The organism is Aquisalinus luteolus (genome assembly GCF_009712425.2).
GTDB lineage: Bacteria > Pseudomonadota > Alphaproteobacteria > Caulobacterales > Parvularculaceae > Aquisalinus > Aquisalinus luteolus.
The window spans coordinates 1617094-1632362 of the sequence record NZ_VCJR02000001.1; the positions used below are offsets into that span (position 1 = coordinate 1617094).

Here is a 15269-nt window from a genome sequence, read left to right on the forward strand (position 1 = left end):
AGAAAAAGAAAAGTCTCGCCAAGTGCCTGTATGGCACATTGTGCCTTACAGGCTTGGTGAGCAATCGTTTTACAGCCGCGAATTTGTCAAGGCTATAACCGCTTCGCGGCGCGGGCGCAGCCCGCGGCCTTGACTAACTCGTGGCTGTGAAACACCCCGCAGCTCTCACCTACCGCACCCGCGCCGGGGCCAGCACTACGGCGTTGGCGAGCAAGAGGTTCAGGCCGTTGAGATAGGCGCGGGTCGTCGGGCTCTGGGTGAAGCCGATGACGAGGCCGTCGCCCTGACGCTGCGCCATCACAAACGGCTTGTAGGCGAGCTGCGCGCGGTTCTCTTCCCACAGATAGCCGCTGAGCAGCATGTCGTCGGCCTGCGCGAAACGGAACACGTTCGTGCCGTCGCCATCGTTCAGCGGGCGGTAAATGTCGGCGCCGGTCACCAGCACGTTGGCGCCGTCATAGCCCGCCGCCAGCCAGTGATCGGTGTTGGCGACGGCGCGCAGGATGACGCCCGGCACGTCCTCCGGCCGCTCCTGCGTGTTCCTGATCTGCGCCTCATAGGCTTCGTCGGAGTCGAGGATCGTGCCCGGGGCGCGGCTGCCTTCCGCGTCTTCCTTGCGCTTCTCTTCGTCCTCGGTTGCGGCATATTCCAGCTTGGTCGAGAGCAGGCCGTAATCCTCGCTCGCCAGCATGCTGACGCTGCCGGAGATAGCAACGAGCACGCCGCCATTGCGCACAAAGGTCTTGATCGCATCGGCCCGGCCTATCTCACCGGCAAGGCCGCCATAATTGTCCGGCAGGATCAATACATCGTACTCGGACAGATCGGCCCGCGCCAGGCTCGACGCCCTGATCGGCGTCACCGGCAGGCCGAGGTCGCGCTCCAGCACGAAGCGGGTGTTCCCGGCGGAGGTGGCGTCGGTCCCCTCGCCCCACGCCATCGCGATGCGCGGCGCTGTCATCGTGGCGAAGGCAGAGCTGCCGAAGTTCGGGCCGTCCTCGACCCAGCTGTCGTTCATCGGCACCAGTTCCGCGCCGATGCGCTCGGCCATGCCGCGCAGCTTTGCTGCCATGTCGCCGGGATTGCCCGCTGCCGGGAACACGACCGTGCCAGCAGGGAAAACGCGCCCGTCCTTGGTGAACGGCTCGTCCGTCGTCCGGCCTTGCAGCCCAGCCCTGAGCGCGGCGATGACCAGCCGTGCCTGCCCGCTATCGGTCCACGGCACGATCTGGCCGTAGGAGCCGCCGGGTGTGGTCATCGCAGGGATCGGATCGTCCGCCGAAACCGCCGTCGCCGACCCCAGCGCCACCGTCGCGCACTGGCGCGCCTCGACGCCGTCCATCAGCGGCAGCGACCATGCGGTAACATCGTAGAGCTCGTGCCCGAGGTCCCGCTCGCGGCGGCTTTCCTGCTCCTCGACAAAGTCAGGCGGCAGGTCCGTCGACGGGCTGAGCAGCGTACGGATCAGGCGGCCCTGTGGCTGGGCGCCATCGACGATCAGCGCGCCCGCGTCATAGGCTGCGCCACAATGGCGGCTGCCCGCCGGTGCCCGCTGCACCTCGATGCCCTGCGCCACCAGCCGCCTGGCAAGGCTTTCGGCCTCATACCGCCCGCTCGACAGATCGAAGACATAATAGCGCTCGGCCCCCGAGGCCTCGCTGATCGCGGAGCGGCGATAGGCCCCGTAATCGCGCAGGAAGTCTTCCTTGTTGCGCGCCACGGTTTCCAGTGTCGCCAGTGAGGAGAGAACATTGTTCCGTACACCCTCAGCATAGGTCAGCTCGGTCCCGTCCCGCCGCTGCCAGACGAGGCCGCGCGGCGATGCCTGCTCGAAGGTCATGGCGACTGCGCCGTTCAGCGTCGGCCACATATCCCCGTACCCGGGATAGAAGGCATCATAGACCTCCCGGGTGAAATAAGGCACGCCGAACTCATCGAAGTAGCGGGCCATGTTCTGGCCGAGGCGAACCTGCGTCGCGCGCTGGTCATCGGTGATGTTGGGGTTGAACGGGTCAGCCGACGGCGGGAAGAAGTAGGTCGAATCCCCGCTCATCTCGTGGCTGTCGACATAGACGACCGGATGCCATTCCAGCACCGCGGCGACCTTGCCCTTCGTTTCCGGCTGGGTCATCGCGAACCAGTCGCGGTTGAGATCGAACATGTAGTGATTATAGCGCCCGCGCGGCCATGGCTGGTCATGCTCCGCCGCATAGCGGTCGCCCTGCGCTTCAAGGCCTCGGGTGGAGATGAAGCTCTGCACAAAGCGATTGCGCCCGTCCGGGTTCTGGGCCGGGTCGATGATCACGATCGTGTTGTCAAGAATGGTATCGACCAGCGCGTTCCCTTCGGCGGCAAGCAGGTGATAGGCCATGAAGACGCCGCTGTCGGGCGGCGTGATCTCGTCGCCATGGACACCATAGGACAGCCAGACGACGGCTGGCGTCTCGTCCAGTTGCGAGTCCGACAGCGCTTCACCGGACGCCAGTGTCGACAGGTCAGCCTGGATATCCTCGAGCCGCTGCATGTTCTCCGGCGAGGAAATGATCGCATAGGTCAGATCGCGGCCCTGCCAGGTCTCGCCATAGGATCGGACCTGCATGCGGGTTGGATCGGCTGCCGCCAGCGCCTCGAAATACTCCACGATCTCGGACGGCGTGGTAAGCTCCTCGCCATGGTCATGACCGATGACCGCTTCCAGGGTAGGAATGTTGTCGCTGTAGTCAGCCGAAGGGTAGGTCTGCGCTGCAGCTGTGGTGGCAAGACTTGTTGAGAGGCTGGCGGCGCAAGCCATGCCAGCGAAAAATCTGATCAGGTGCATAGATACTCCAAGCTGTTCCAACGGCTAATCCTGAGAAACGGTCCGCATGACCCGGACCGATACGCCGCCACCCCGTAAAGGAATCACCCTGTTTTTATGGAGTTTTTCGGTGACACGATAAAGAAAAACATGAAAACGCGCCTGAGGCCAAACGGTATTTCACGAATCTTCGCATCCCTTGTGGCGACCGAAAATCGCGCCTTTGTTCCCCGCCGTGGCACAAATTGGCGTCCTTCCGCTGGCCGCTTGCGCGAACTTCCCCGTGTGTTACGCCATTCCCATCACAAAGCCACAAAGGAAGGTCCTCGCGATGACGGAAACGGAATTCGGCCCGGTCTATGACAACGTGCTCGAAGGCATCGGCAAGACGCCGCTGGTCAAGGTCTCCGCCATCGATACCGGCCCGTGCGAGCTTTACCTGAAGCTGGAGAGCCAGAACCCGGGCGGATCGATCAAGGACAGGATCGGCATCGCGATGATCGAGGCGGCGGAGGCCGATGGCCGGCTGAAGCCCGGCGGCGCGATCGTCGAGGCGACCGCGGGCAATACCGGCCTCGCCCTTGCACTGGTGGCAGCCCGCAAGGGGTATTCCCTGACCATCGTCGTGCCCGACAAGATGGCGCAGGAAAAGATCTTCCACCTCAAGGCTCTCGGCGCGAAAGTGCAGCTGACCCGTTCCGATGTCGGCAAGGGGCACCCGGACTATTATCAGGATGTCGCCGCCCGTATCGCGGAGGAGACCGGCGCCTTTTACGTCAACCAGTTCGCCAATGCGGCAAACCCGAAAGCCCATGAGGAACTGACCGGACCGGAAATCTGGGGCCAGATGAATCACGATGTCGATGCGGTCATCGCCGGTGTGGGTTCCGGTGGCACCATCACCGGCCTGTCGCGATACTTCGCCCGTGTCTCGCCAGATACGGAATGCATTCTCGCCGACCCAAAAGGCTCCATACTGACGGATTACGTCAATACAGGACAGATCCCGAACGAGGTCGGCTCCTGGCTTGTCGAAGGCATCGGCGAGGATTTCATCCCTGATACCTGCGACCTGTCCAAGGTACACAAAGCCTATTCGATTACCGACGTGGAGAGCTTCGAGGCAGCGCGGGAGCTGCTGCGCAAGGAGGGCATCCTCGGCGGATCATCGTCGGGCACGCTGTTCGCGACTGCGCTGAAATATTGCCGTGAGCAAACCGAGAAGAAGCGCATCGTCGCCTTCGTCTGCGACCGCGGCGACAAGTACCTGTCGAAGATGTTCAACGACCACTGGATGTACGACAATGGTTTCATCAAGCGCCCACCGGCAAATGACCTGACCGACCTCATCTCCCGCCGCCATTCAGAACAGGCGACGATCACCTGCAAGCCGGGCGACACGCTGATGCAGGCCTATGGCCGGATGAAGCTTTATGATATTTCGCAGCTGCCAGTGCTGGAGGATGGCCAGATTGTCGGCCTGCTCGACGAGGAAGACCTGCTGTTCTCCGTCGTCCGCGACAAGGACCGGTTCCGCTATCCGGTCTCCTCGGCCATGACCGACCGTGTAGAGACGATTGATGCCAAGGCATCGCAGGAGGACCTGTTGCCGATCTTCGCCAAGGGCCGCGTCGCGGTCGTGTGTAAGAATGGCACATTCGAGGGGCTGATCACCCGGTCAGATCTCCTCTCCTATCTCCGCCTGCAGATTTCCTGATTGGGAGCCAACCATGTCCGAGAAGAAAAACCGCCCGTCCTTTGCCACCCGCGTCATCCATGGCGGCCAGCAGCACGACCCGACGACCGGCGCCGTGATGCAGCCGATCTACCAGACCTCGACCTACGCGCAGGAAAGCCCGGGCAAGCACAAGGGTTTCGTCTATGCCCGCGGTCACAACCCGACACGATTTGCCTATGAACGCTGCATCGCCGACCTCGAAAACGGCACGCGCGGCTTTGCCTTCGCCTCCGGCATGGGCGCAATCTCGACCATGCTGGAAATGTTCCCGGCAGGCAGCCACATCATCGCCACGGACGATGTCTATGGCGGTACATTCCGCCTGTTCGAGCGTGTGCGGAAGGACTCTGCCAATACATCCTTCTCCTATGTCGATTTGACCAATCCGGAAAGTCTTCGCGATGCGATCAGGCCGGAAACGAAGCTGATCTGGATCGAGACACCGACCAATCCGCTTCTGAAGGTCATCGACATCGAGGCCGTGGTGAAGATCGCGCATGAGGCGGGCGTGACCGTCGGTGTCGACAACACCTTCGCCTCGCCCTATTGCCAACGCCCGCTCGACCTTGGCGCGGATATTGTCATGCATTCGGCGACCAAGTTCCTCAACGGCCATTCCGATGTCGTCGCCGGCGTGCTGGTGGTCAAGGATGACGAGCGCGCCGAAAAGCTCGCTTTTCTGCAAAACTCCGTCGGCGCGCAGCTCGGCCCGCAGGACTCCTTCCTGGCTCTGCGCGGGGTCAAGACGCTGGCCCTTCGCATGGAACGCCACTGCCAGTCTGGCCTTCGTATCGCCGAATGGCTGGAGGCGCACCCGGCGGTCGAGCAAGTGCTGCATCCGGGCCTGGAAAGCCACCCACAACACGCCATCGCCACGAAACAGATGGATGGCTTCGGCGGCATGATCACGATCTACCTGAAAGGCGGGCTCGAGGCGTCACGTACCTTCCTTGAGCGTGTACGGATTTTCACTCTTGCCGAAAGCCTTGGCGGGGTGGAAAGCCTGATCGAGCATCCGGCGATCATGACCCATGCATCGATCCCGAAGGAACGGCGCGAGGAAATGGGCATCGCCGATGGCCTCGTACGCATCTCCGTCGGAGTCGAGGATTGCGACGACCTGATTGGTGATCTCGAACAGGCACTTGAAGGCCTCTGAGAGCACCACATCACGAAAGTGGCAGAAATTATCGCCATGAACGAAACCCGACCTAAGTGTCTTGCGTAGATACAACAAGCAACCAGGTGGGGAACGTCGTGAAACCATTATTTTTGTCAGCCAGCCTGACGACGCTTTTCCTTGCCATGCCTGCATTTGCGCAAGGAACGACACAGGAAACACAAGAGAAGACTGAGCCACATCGCGACGAAATCTTTGTCTGGGGCCGCGATATCGACCTGATCGGCGAGGCCGGCGCCGCCTCGGAGGGTGTTGTCGGGTATGATGATTTCTCGACCCGCCCGCTGTCCCGTCCAGGAGAACTGGTCGAAGTCATACCCGGCATGATCGCGACACAACATTCCGGCACGGGCAAGGCGAACCAGTATTTCCTGCGCGGTTTCAATCTCGATCACGGTACGGACTTTTCCGCCAGCGTCGATGGTGTGCCGGTCAACATGCGCACCCATGGCCACGGCCAGGGATATCTCGACCTCAACTTCATCATCCCGGAAATCATCGAGCGGGTCGAATATTCAAAGGGTCCCTATTTCGCCGACAAGGGCGACTTCTCCGCAGCCGGGTCGGCAGCGTTTTCAACCTATGACGTCCTGCCGCAAAATTTTGCTGAGCTACAGCTTGGTGAATTCGGCTTTGTGCGCGGGGTTGGCGGCGCTTCCTATGACCTCGGTGGTAAGGACCTGACCCTCGCTGCTGAAATCGAGACCTATGAAGGCCCGTGGGTGAAGGACGAGAACCTCGAAAAAATTAACCTGCTGGCAAAGCTCGGCTGGGGTTCGCCATCCGCCGCGTATGAAATCACCCTGATGGGCTATGACGCCAGCTGGGATTCGACCGATCAGATCCCGTCCCGCGCCGTGGAAAGCGGCATGATCGACCAGCTAGGTTTCCTGGAACCGGATGCAGGCGGCTCGACAAGCCGCTATGGCATCACCGGTGCCGCCGAATGGGCCCATGACGGCAACCGGACGACCAACGCCAATCTCTATGCGCTCAGCTATGACCTGGAGCTGTTCTCCAACTTCACCTATTTCCTCGACGATCCGGTCAATGGTGACGAATTCGAACAGCTGGACGAACGCACTGTCTATGGCGGCAGCATCGAACATGCCATCCCCACCCGTCTCGGCGACATGCCGGTCACGGTCCGCCTTGGCGCACAGACCCGTTATGACGATATCGGCGACGTCGGCCTGTTCAGGACCGCCATGCGCGAGCGCCTGTCGACCGTCAGGCGCGATAGCGTCGAGGAAATGAGTGCTGCCCTGTATGGCGAGGCGGAAATACAGCTCACCCCGCGCCTGCGCGCCATAGGCGGCCTGCGCGGCGACTATTACGATGTGTCGGTCGATGCCCGCAGCGAACCGCAAAACAGTGGCGATGCTGACGATTCCCTGTTCTCGCCCAGTATTGCCCTCGCTTGGCGGGCAACCGATGTGCTGGAGCTCTATGCCAATTACGGCGAAGGGTTTCACTCCAATGATGCCCGCGGCGCAACGATCAGCGTCGATCCCAATGACGGCATGGCCGTCGATCCCGTTCAGCTGCTGGTTCCCGCGCAAGGCAGCGAGATTGGTGCCCGGTTCGAGAACGGTCCGATCAAGGCAACGCTGGTCTTTTTCCAGCTCGATCTCGACAGCGAGCTCGTCTTTGTCGGCGATGCAGGCACGACAGAACCGAACGGCGCAACGGAGCGCACAGGGGTTGAGGCGACACTGTTCTGGGAAGCGACGGACTGGCTCGTTTTTGATGCCTCAGCCGCCTACACAGATGCGTCCTACAGGGATGAGCCCGGCGATGCCGATGAAATTCCCGGTGCAGTCGAGAGTGTCATCGGGGGCGGCGCCGTCGCGACATGGGGTGACCTGACCGCCAGCCTGCGCGTGCGCCATTTCGGTGAGGCACCGCTCACGGAAGACGGATCGGTTACCAGCGACGCAACAACACTGGTCAATCTGGGCACGTCCTATGATTTCGGCAGGGTCAGTGTCGGTCTCGATATCCTCAACCTGTTCGACAGTGAGGATAACGACATCACCTATTTTTATGAATCGCAGTTGGCGGGAGAAGCATCCCCCGTCGCCGATATTCACTATCATCCGGTCGAACCGCGCCAGGCGCGGCTCGTCCTGAAAACCAGTTTCTAGAAACCGGCGCTGCCGGGCGTCTTATTCCAGCCCCAGCGCCGCCTTCACGTCACGCCAGTCTACGATCTTGAAGTTCTGGGTCGCGCCGCGGTTGAACCCGTCCTGCGCGACCAGCACGCCTTCCGGATAGTCCGGACCCAGCGGTGCGGAGCTGACCGCAATACCGTCCGTCTCCTGCGCACCATCAATGCCGGTTGCCTCGCTGGCGGCAATGCGGAACCGCCCACGGAATTTGTTATCCCCGTCAAGGTCATAGACCGCATAAGAGTCATTGCCCTGTGAAGAGATGACGAGATAGCTCGCCGCATCGCTCTTGTAGAGCGCGACACCCTCGACATCGCCGGTGATGCCCGACGCGCCATCGATCTCGTCGATCAGCTCCGGCGGCGTATGTTTCAGGCCCTCGGAGGAAGACGCAACCGCCGTTTTCCAGACGCCACGCATTTCCTCGCCAATATAGAGCGTGCCCGTGGCATCATCAACGACACAGCCTTCCAGCTGGGTGTCCAGCTTGATGCGGCCGATCCGCTCCTGCAGCGTTTCCACGCCATTGGAGGAGATCAGCTTGTGGGCATCGACCTCGCCGGTCTTGTAGGTGATGAAGACGATCAGGTCCGTGCCAACCTGCCCCATGCACATGCCATAGGGCTCCGGCAGGTCAGCCGGGAAGGACCCGAACACGTCACCGCCATCCAGGTCGATCTTGAACAGGGTCACCGTATCATCCGTACGGTTGGTGGCGGCGCCAAGATCGCCTTCCCACAGGCCGACCGTCACGCCCTGGCGCAGATCGACATTATTCAGCCGACCCGCTGGGATGAATTGCTGGATCGCGCCGGACAGGGTGTAGATGCCGAGGCCAGCCTGCTTGTCCGTGCCCAGAATATAGCTGGACGCGGGATCAGCGGCATTGACCCAGATCGCCGGATCATCCGCCGCATCATCGGTCGATTCTACCGGCACGGTCTCCGCCTTGGCATAGACGACCGGAACGTTTGGAGCGTCATCATAGACCAGCGCGTCGCGGTCGGTGGCGCAGGCTGCAAGAAGCGCAATTGCGCTGATCCCGAAAAACTTCTTCATTCTCATCTCTCCAGAAATGTCAGGGCGCGTCCCATGGTGGTGACGCGCCCCGCTTGAAAAGTAAAGGGCCGGAGGGAGGCCCGGCCCCTACCCCATTAGTAAGTGAATGTGAAACCGGTCTGGACCGACCAGCCATACTCTTCATATTGCGACAGGTAATCGCCATCTTCGGCCCGGAACACCGCCTTGAACGGTTCGTCGGTGATGTTCTTCAGGTCGAGATAGTATTTGAACTGATCGTTGATCCGCACCTTGCCCGAGAAGTCGAGCTGGGTGTGGTCGAGGATGACCCGGTTCGGATCGCCATCGAGGCCATACTCGTCGATATATTCGTCGCGATAGGACATGGCGAGACGCAGGTCGAAGATGCCCTTGTCATAGCCAAAGATCAGGTTACCGACATTCTCGGACTGCTGCGGCAGCGGCTGGTCACGACCATCGACAGTCGTTTCCCCGTCGACATAGGTGTAGTTGGCACCGATGATAAAGCCATCGAATGGAGCCGGCAGCATGTCCAGTGCCTGCTGGTAGTTCAACTCGATCCCGAACAGCGTCGCCTCGTCCACGTTCATCGCATAGGTGAACTGGAACTCCTCGACGGCGGAAAGGTCGTAATTGTCCACGAAGGGCACACCGTTCAGGCGATCCGCATCATCCGGCAGGTCGCCATCGACATAGACCGGTACGATATAGTCTTCGATGGTCTTGTAGAAGATACCACCGGAAATGACCGACTTGTTGCCTGGATAATATTCGAGGGTGAAGTCGAAGTTATCCGCTTTCTGGCGGTCGAGATCCGGATTGCCCAGCTCGGCTTCGACTTCGTTGTCGTCATTCTGTTCAATCGCAACAGACGGTACGACACTGCCGATATTCGGGCGAACGATAGAGGCGTAGTAGCCAGCACGGGAGATGAAATCAGGAGTGATTTCATAGCGTGCATTAAAGCTCGGAAGGAAGTCTGTGTAGGAATCTTCGCTGCTCAGCTCTTCAATGATGACAGTGTCTTCTGTCTGAACTACGCCATTCACTTCCGAATCTTCCTCGGCGAGGAACACCGAATTGCCCGTTGCATCGAATTCGGTCTGTTCGACACGCACGCCACCGATCAGCCGCAACTTGTCGATATCAACCTTGCCCATAACATAGGCAGCGTAGATATCTTCGTTGGCAGAGTAATCACTGACATTGGAATTGATCGCCGTGTCGATCTCGTTCAGTTCCCACTCATCGATCCTGTCGAAGAAAAGGTCACGCAGGCCTGTCGGATTTACCGCCGGACCGAAATTGTCGAGGCCGTAATCAACCATGGTCGTTGCATCGGCCAGGGTCACGTCGAAGTCCGGTTCCCAGACTTCCAGATCCAGCTCATAGCCCTTATCACGCTGGCTCATCTTCGCGCCAAATTTGACATAGCCCGGATATCGGCCGAAATCGACATCGCGACGCAAATTGGCCTGCAGCGTGAACTCTTCGTCCTCGGTGATACCGTTGGTGCGCTCCAGTTCATCGAGCTCGTAATTGCTCGCATCATAGAAGGCGGTTTCTGTCGCCGCATCGCCAAAAGCGAGAACCGGGAAGGACGGGTCGGTTACATCGACGGCCCAGATCAGGTCCTCGTCGAACTCCGCCCGGAAGCTGGTGTCGAGACGCTCCGGCTCTTTTTCCTCAGCATGGGAATAGGATGCCGACCAGTCGAAGACCATGCGGTCGAACAGGTGTTCACCACCGGCGACAATCGCATAGATATTTTGCTTTTCCTTGCGGTCTTTCAGGTCGCGGTCGACCTCGAATTCATCCTGCTCAAAATAAGCAACGCCGCCTTCGGCACGGTCGAAGTCGAGATCGTCATAAGGCACCTCGATACGCGAACGGAATTCCTGGTCCTGAAACTCGGAATAGACCGTGTGCAGGTAGACAAGGTTCCGATCATCGAGCTGATAATCAAGGTTCAGGGCAGCGGACAGGCGCTTGCGGGTGACCTGATAGTCGCGAAGCTCGAACTCTTCGGGATAGGCAAGACCGCCCTCCTCGATCGCTTCGCCGTCATTTTCCTTGTTCTCGGACCCGAACGGACGGTTCTGCCAGGAGATGGAACCGGCAACGCCGAATTTGCCATCCATGTAGTTGTTGGCAAAGGTCGCGGAAGCCTTCTCGCCATATTCTTCCTGGATATTGGAGTAGACCGTGCCGAGCTTTGTCTTGAACAGCATGTCGTTCTGGTCGAGGCCGGACAGTGTCTCGATTTCGATGTTGCCGCCGATGGAGTCGCCATCCATGTCCGGCGTCAGCGTCTTGGTGATGATGATGTTCTTCAGGAGGTCGGAATCGATGACATCGAGTGGCACCTGGCGGGCATCTGCTTCCGGCGACGGCACGCGCACGCCGTTCAGGGATGTGGAGTTCAGGCTTGGATCGAGACCGCGAATGGAGATGAAACGCCCCTCGCCCTGGTCGTTCAACACGTTGACACCGGCTGCACGGCGGGCGGCCTCGGCAACGTTTTCGTCCGGCAGCTGACCAACGGCGTCTGAGGAAAGCACGGTGATAACGCCGTCTGCATTTTTCTGCTGGTTCAGGGCGCTGTTCAGGGCACCGCGCTGGCCGATGACGACGATCTGGTCTTCGGTCTCGAAATCAGCGCCATAAGCGATAACGAGGTTTTCCGTGTCCGCATCGCTGTCCAAAGTGACGCTGACCATCTCGTTCGCGCCGCCGACATAGGAAATCATCAGCGTATACTCGCCGGCAGGCAGGCCGGTCAGGCGGAAGGAACCATCGCGCTGCGTCGTAACCTTGCGGCCGGTTTCCTGAACGGTGACCTCGGCATCGGCAAGCGGATAGTCGCCATTGGCGTTGGTGACGGTGCCGTTGATCGTGCCGGCATAGGCGGTCGACAAGGCAAAAACGGAGGCAGCCCCCAGAAAGGCGAGAGTCTTTTTCATCAATATCCCCTGCGGTTAAACTCTAACGCGGGGCTATTGCGCCGGTATTGTTACACCGGATTGACACTTGCGTGACGCTTTCGTTTCAAAAGCGTACACTGTGCCACTAGTGCGCACACGGTGCGATTGGCGGTGGAAAATTTTTTAGGCGTCGGCGACTTCCTGTTTAACCGGAACGATCGTCACGCTCTCGCCGCAACCACAGGCATCGGTCTGATTCGGGTTGTTGAAGACGAATTTCGCCGACAGTTTTTCGACCTGATAGTCGATCTCGGTGCCGAGCAGGAAAAGGATCGCCTTCGGATCGATATAGATGGTGATGCCGTTTTCCTCGACCACCTCTTCTAGGGGCTCCGGTGCCTCGGCATAGTCCATCGTATATTCCATACCGGCGCAGCCGCCGTTTTTCACGCCGATGCGCACGCCGGTATAATTCTCCGCAGCTTGGTCCATGATCTCGCGCATGCGCCCGGCGGCGGCATCTGTCAGCGTGACGGCTTTTTTCTTTACTCGTGCCATTACATGAATCCCAGTTCCAGCTTCGCTTCGTCCGACATGCGGTCCGGTGTCCAGGGCGGGTCGAACACCATGTTGACCTTCGTCTTGTTCACGCCCTCCACATCGGTGACGGCGTTCTCGACCCAGATCGGCATTTCGCCCGCCACGGGGCAACCCGGCGCGGTCAAGGTCATCTCGACCTCAACATAGCCGTCGTCGAAATCTACCTTATAGATGAGACCGAGTTCATAGATATCAACCGGTATCTCCGGATCGTAGACGGTCTTCAGCGCCTTGACGATCTCGGTCGTGATCTTGTCGATCTCTTCCTGGCTCATCTCCTTGCCCGAGCCTGACAGGGCCGCGCCTTCCGTCGGAATATCCGAGGCAGCTGGCTCGGCCGGTTTCTTCAGGTCGATCATGTCGTGCGTGTCGCTCATGCGAATAACTCCTGCGCCTTGTGCAGCGCCTTGACGAATTGGTCGATATCTTCGTGTGTGTTGTAGGCGGCAAAGCTCGCCCGGCCTGTCGCCGTGACGCCGAGGCGGCGCATCAGCGGCTGGCAGCAATGATGCCCGGCGCGAATGGCGACGCCCTGCCGGTCGAGTACGGTGGAAACATCATGCGGATGCGCGCCGTTCAGGTTGAAGGCGATCACCGGGCCTTTGTCTGCCGCGCTGCCATAAAGGTCGATCCAGTTGAGACCGGTCAGCGCTTCCATCGCGTGGTCGGTCAGCGCCCGCTCATGGGCGCGCAGGCCGTCAATGTCCTGCTCCATCATCCAGTCGAGCGCGGCGCCCAGCGCGATCGCCTCGGTGATCGGCGGCGTGCCCGCCTCGAACCGGTGCGGGGGATCGTTATAGGTGACCTCTTCCATGCTGACTGTGTCGATCATCTCGCCGCCGCCACGGAAAGGCGGCATGGTCGCGAGAACCTCCTTGCGGCCATACAGCGCGCCGATGCCATTGGGCCCATAGATCTTGTGCCCGGTCAGGACATAGAAATCGATGCCCTGCGCCTGCACGTCCACCGGTCCGTGTACGGCATGCTGGCAGCCATCGGTCATGAACAGCGCATCATGCTCATGGGCGATGGCGGCCATCTCTTTAATAGGCGGCGTTGCACCCAGCACGTTGGACAGGCCGGTGATGGACGCGATCTTGGTACGCTCGGTGAAGTGTGCCCTGAACGCCTCAAGGTCGATATTGCCGTCATCGTCGACATCGACCCATTTGATCACCGCACCCTTGCGCTCGCGCAAGAGGTGCCAAGGCACGATGTTGGAATGATGCTCCATGACGGAGAGGATGATCTCGTCGCCCTCGCCTATATGCCATTTACTGTCAGAGGGGGCACCCAGCGACTGCGCGACGAGGTTCATCGCGTCCGTGCCGCCGGCGGTGAAGACGATTTCGTCACGGTCAGCGGCGTTGACGTATTTAGCAACGCTGTCGCGCGCCTTTTCGTAATCCGCCGTCGCCTTGTTCGACAGGTAATGCAGCCCGCGATGGACATTGGCGTAGCCACCGGTCAGCACCTCATTGATCCGGTCAATGACGATCTGCGGCTTTTGTACCGAGGCTGCATTGTCGAGATAGGCCAGCGGCTTACCGTAAATCTCGGTCTTCAGGATCGGGAACTGCGCGCGGAAGGATGTGACGTCGAAGCTCATCGCGTTCCTCCATCAGTCTGCTGATCCAGCCACGTCTCGATCAGCGCCGTCAGGCGGGCTTTCACGTCGTCGTCAGAGATATGCTCGAACGCCTCAGCGACGAAAGCCTGCACCAGCATGGCGCGGGCCTGTGCCTCGGTCAGGCCACGCTGGCGCATATAGAACAGCGCCTCTGTGTCGAGCGCCCCGGCGGTATTGCCATGGGCACACTGAACATCATCCGCATAGATCATCAGCTCCGGCTTGGCGTCGACCTCCGCCTCGTCGGACAGGAGCAGCGCGTTATGCGCCATGCGGGCATCGGTTTGTTGCGCATCTTTGGCGACATAGAACCGGCCCTGGAACACGCCGCGCCCCTTGTCGGCGAGCACACCCTTGTACAGCTCCTCGGTCACGCAGCCGGGCACCGTGTGGCCGACATCGGTGGTGTTATCGAGATGGCGGCGTCCGGAAAGCAGGTAAGCCCCGTTGAGCACGGCCCGGGCGCCCTCGCCCTCATGCAGCACCTGCGTCTCCAGCCGGCACAGTTTCGAGCCGAAGCCGAGCGTACCTTGCGTGAAGTTCGCCTCAGCGGCCAGATTGGCCATGGCGAAGTGCACCTGCACGGCGTCATCATTCGCCTGCTGAAGGATCAGCCGTTCAAGGCTCGCGCCCTTGGCCAGAGTAAAGCGCATGACACCATTGGCGAACCACGCGTCCTCGCCGCCTTCGAGGCTTTCCACGACACTCGCCTCGGCGCCCTCCTCCAGCACGACCTGCACGCTGGTATGGTGCATGCCGCTGCCCTCGGACAGGAAGCGCAGATGGATCGGGCGGTCGAGCTTGCCCGACACAGTCAGCACATAAGTCGCCTCGGCCTTTTCCGTCGCGATATTCGGCAGGTTTTCCCGGAACAGTGGATAGCCGCCGCCGCGCGACAGCGTCACGCCGTCGGGCAGGCTTGCAGGAGCCTGGGACAGATGGCCATTGGCGAACAGGAATTCGATCGGCTGGTCAAGCGCCAGCAGCGGCGCGCGGGACGAGACGGACTGCACTGAAGGCTGCTTTTCCTCGCGCAGGGCGGCGCGCACATCGGTCCATTTCCAGCGCTCGTCGCGGCGCGACGGCAGGCCGGTATCGGACAGGATAGTGCCCACCTCGCTGCCTTCTGCAGGCATCGAGGCAATCAGCGCTTTCTCGAATTCCGTGAACTGGTGGTTTGGTCTCATG

Annotated in this window: 10 protein-coding genes; 3 read left to right on the forward strand and 7 right to left on the reverse strand. The window is 60.4% G+C overall.

The annotated features are described in order from the left end of the window. Positions 1-169: 169 nt before the first annotated feature. On the reverse strand, positions 170-2818 hold the full coding sequence (locus tag FF098_RS07665; RefSeq protein ID WP_205967412.1) for a M14 family metallopeptidase: 2649 nt from the start codon (positions 2816-2818) through the stop codon (positions 170-172). A gap of 310 nt (positions 2819-3128) precedes the next feature. Here FF098_RS07665 and FF098_RS07670 point away from each other — a divergent pair, with 310 nt between their 5' ends. The 3 genes from FF098_RS07670 to FF098_RS07680 all read left to right on the forward strand — a co-directional run bounded on the left by FF098_RS07670 (position 3129) and on the right by FF098_RS07680 (position 7862). Beyond that, positions 3129-4514 (forward strand): pyridoxal-phosphate dependent enzyme, encoded by a 1386-nt coding sequence (locus tag FF098_RS07670; protein ID WP_155138992.1) that lies wholly within the window; start codon positions 3129-3131, stop codon positions 4512-4514. A gap of 13 nt (positions 4515-4527) precedes the next feature. Next, complete coding sequence (locus FF098_RS07675) at positions 4528-5694, forward strand: trans-sulfuration enzyme family protein (RefSeq protein WP_155138994.1); 1167 nt, start codon at positions 4528-4530, stop codon at positions 5692-5694. Positions 5695-5792: 98 nt separating this feature from the next. After that, positions 5793-7862, forward strand: a complete 2070-nt coding sequence (locus FF098_RS07680; protein ID WP_155138995.1) for a TonB-dependent receptor — start codon at positions 5793-5795, stop codon at positions 7860-7862. 21 nt (positions 7863-7883) lie between these two features. Here the strand turns inward: FF098_RS07680 and FF098_RS07685 are convergent, their stop codons facing one another. The 6 genes from FF098_RS07685 to sufD form a co-directional block, all read right to left on the reverse strand. After that, a complete protein-coding gene (locus FF098_RS07685) occupies positions 7884-8945 on the reverse strand; it encodes a phytase (protein WP_166426385.1) in 1062 nt (353 codons plus the stop codon). Between the two features lie 95 nt (positions 8946-9040). Then, positions 9041-11890 (reverse strand): TonB-dependent receptor, encoded by a 2850-nt coding sequence (locus FF098_RS07690; protein WP_155138999.1) that lies wholly within the window; start codon positions 11888-11890, stop codon positions 9041-9043. A gap of 144 nt (positions 11891-12034) precedes the next feature. After that, positions 12035-12409, reverse strand: a complete 375-nt coding sequence (locus FF098_RS07695; protein WP_155139001.1) for a HesB/IscA family protein — start codon at positions 12407-12409, stop codon at positions 12035-12037. Then, a complete protein-coding gene (locus FF098_RS07700) occupies positions 12409-12828 on the reverse strand; it encodes an SUF system Fe-S cluster assembly protein (protein WP_229714542.1) in 420 nt (139 codons plus the stop codon). Before FF098_RS07700 ends, FF098_RS07695 begins: the two co-directional genes overlap by 1 nt. Beyond that, positions 12825-14060: a cysteine desulfurase gene (locus tag FF098_RS07705; RefSeq protein ID WP_155139003.1), complete on the reverse strand. Its 1236-nt coding sequence runs from the start codon at positions 14058-14060 to the stop codon at positions 12825-12827. The genes FF098_RS07700 and FF098_RS07705 overlap by 4 nt, the downstream gene beginning before the upstream one ends. Then, the gene (gene sufD / locus FF098_RS07710; RefSeq protein WP_155139005.1) at positions 14057-15268 is read right to left on the reverse strand and encodes a Fe-S cluster assembly protein SufD; all 1212 of its coding nucleotides are present in this window, start codon (positions 15266-15268) and stop codon (positions 14057-14059) included. Before sufD ends, FF098_RS07705 begins: the two co-directional genes overlap by 4 nt. Between the last annotated feature and the right edge of the window lies 1 nt (position 15269).

Coding starts and splice junctions, on each gene's coding strand:
- sufD (WP_155139005.1), bottom strand. CDS start 15,268: ATGAGACCAAACCACCAGTTCACGGAATTCGAGAAAGCGCTGATTGCC.
- FF098_RS07675 (WP_155138994.1), top strand. CDS start 4,528: ATGTCCGAGAAGAAAAACCGCCCGTCCTTTGCCACCCGCGTCATCCAT.
- FF098_RS07685 (WP_166426385.1), bottom strand. CDS start 8,945: ATGAAGAAGTTTTTCGGGATCAGCGCAATTGCGCTTCTTGCAGCCTGC.
- FF098_RS07700 (WP_229714542.1), bottom strand. CDS start 12,828: ATGAGCGACACGCACGACATGATCGACCTGAAGAAACCGGCCGAGCCA.
- FF098_RS07670 (WP_155138992.1), top strand. CDS start 3,129: ATGACGGAAACGGAATTCGGCCCGGTCTATGACAACGTGCTCGAAGGC.
- FF098_RS07695 (WP_155139001.1), bottom strand. CDS start 12,409: ATGGCACGAGTAAAGAAAAAAGCCGTCACGCTGACAGATGCCGCCGCC.
- FF098_RS07665 (WP_205967412.1), bottom strand. CDS start 2,818: ATGCACCTGATCAGATTTTTCGCTGGCATGGCTTGCGCCGCCAGCCTC.
- FF098_RS07690 (WP_155138999.1), bottom strand. CDS start 11,890: ATGAAAAAGACTCTCGCCTTTCTGGGGGCTGCCTCCGTTTTTGCCTTG.
- FF098_RS07705 (WP_155139003.1), bottom strand. CDS start 14,060: ATGAGCTTCGACGTCACATCCTTCCGCGCGCAGTTCCCGATCCTGAAG.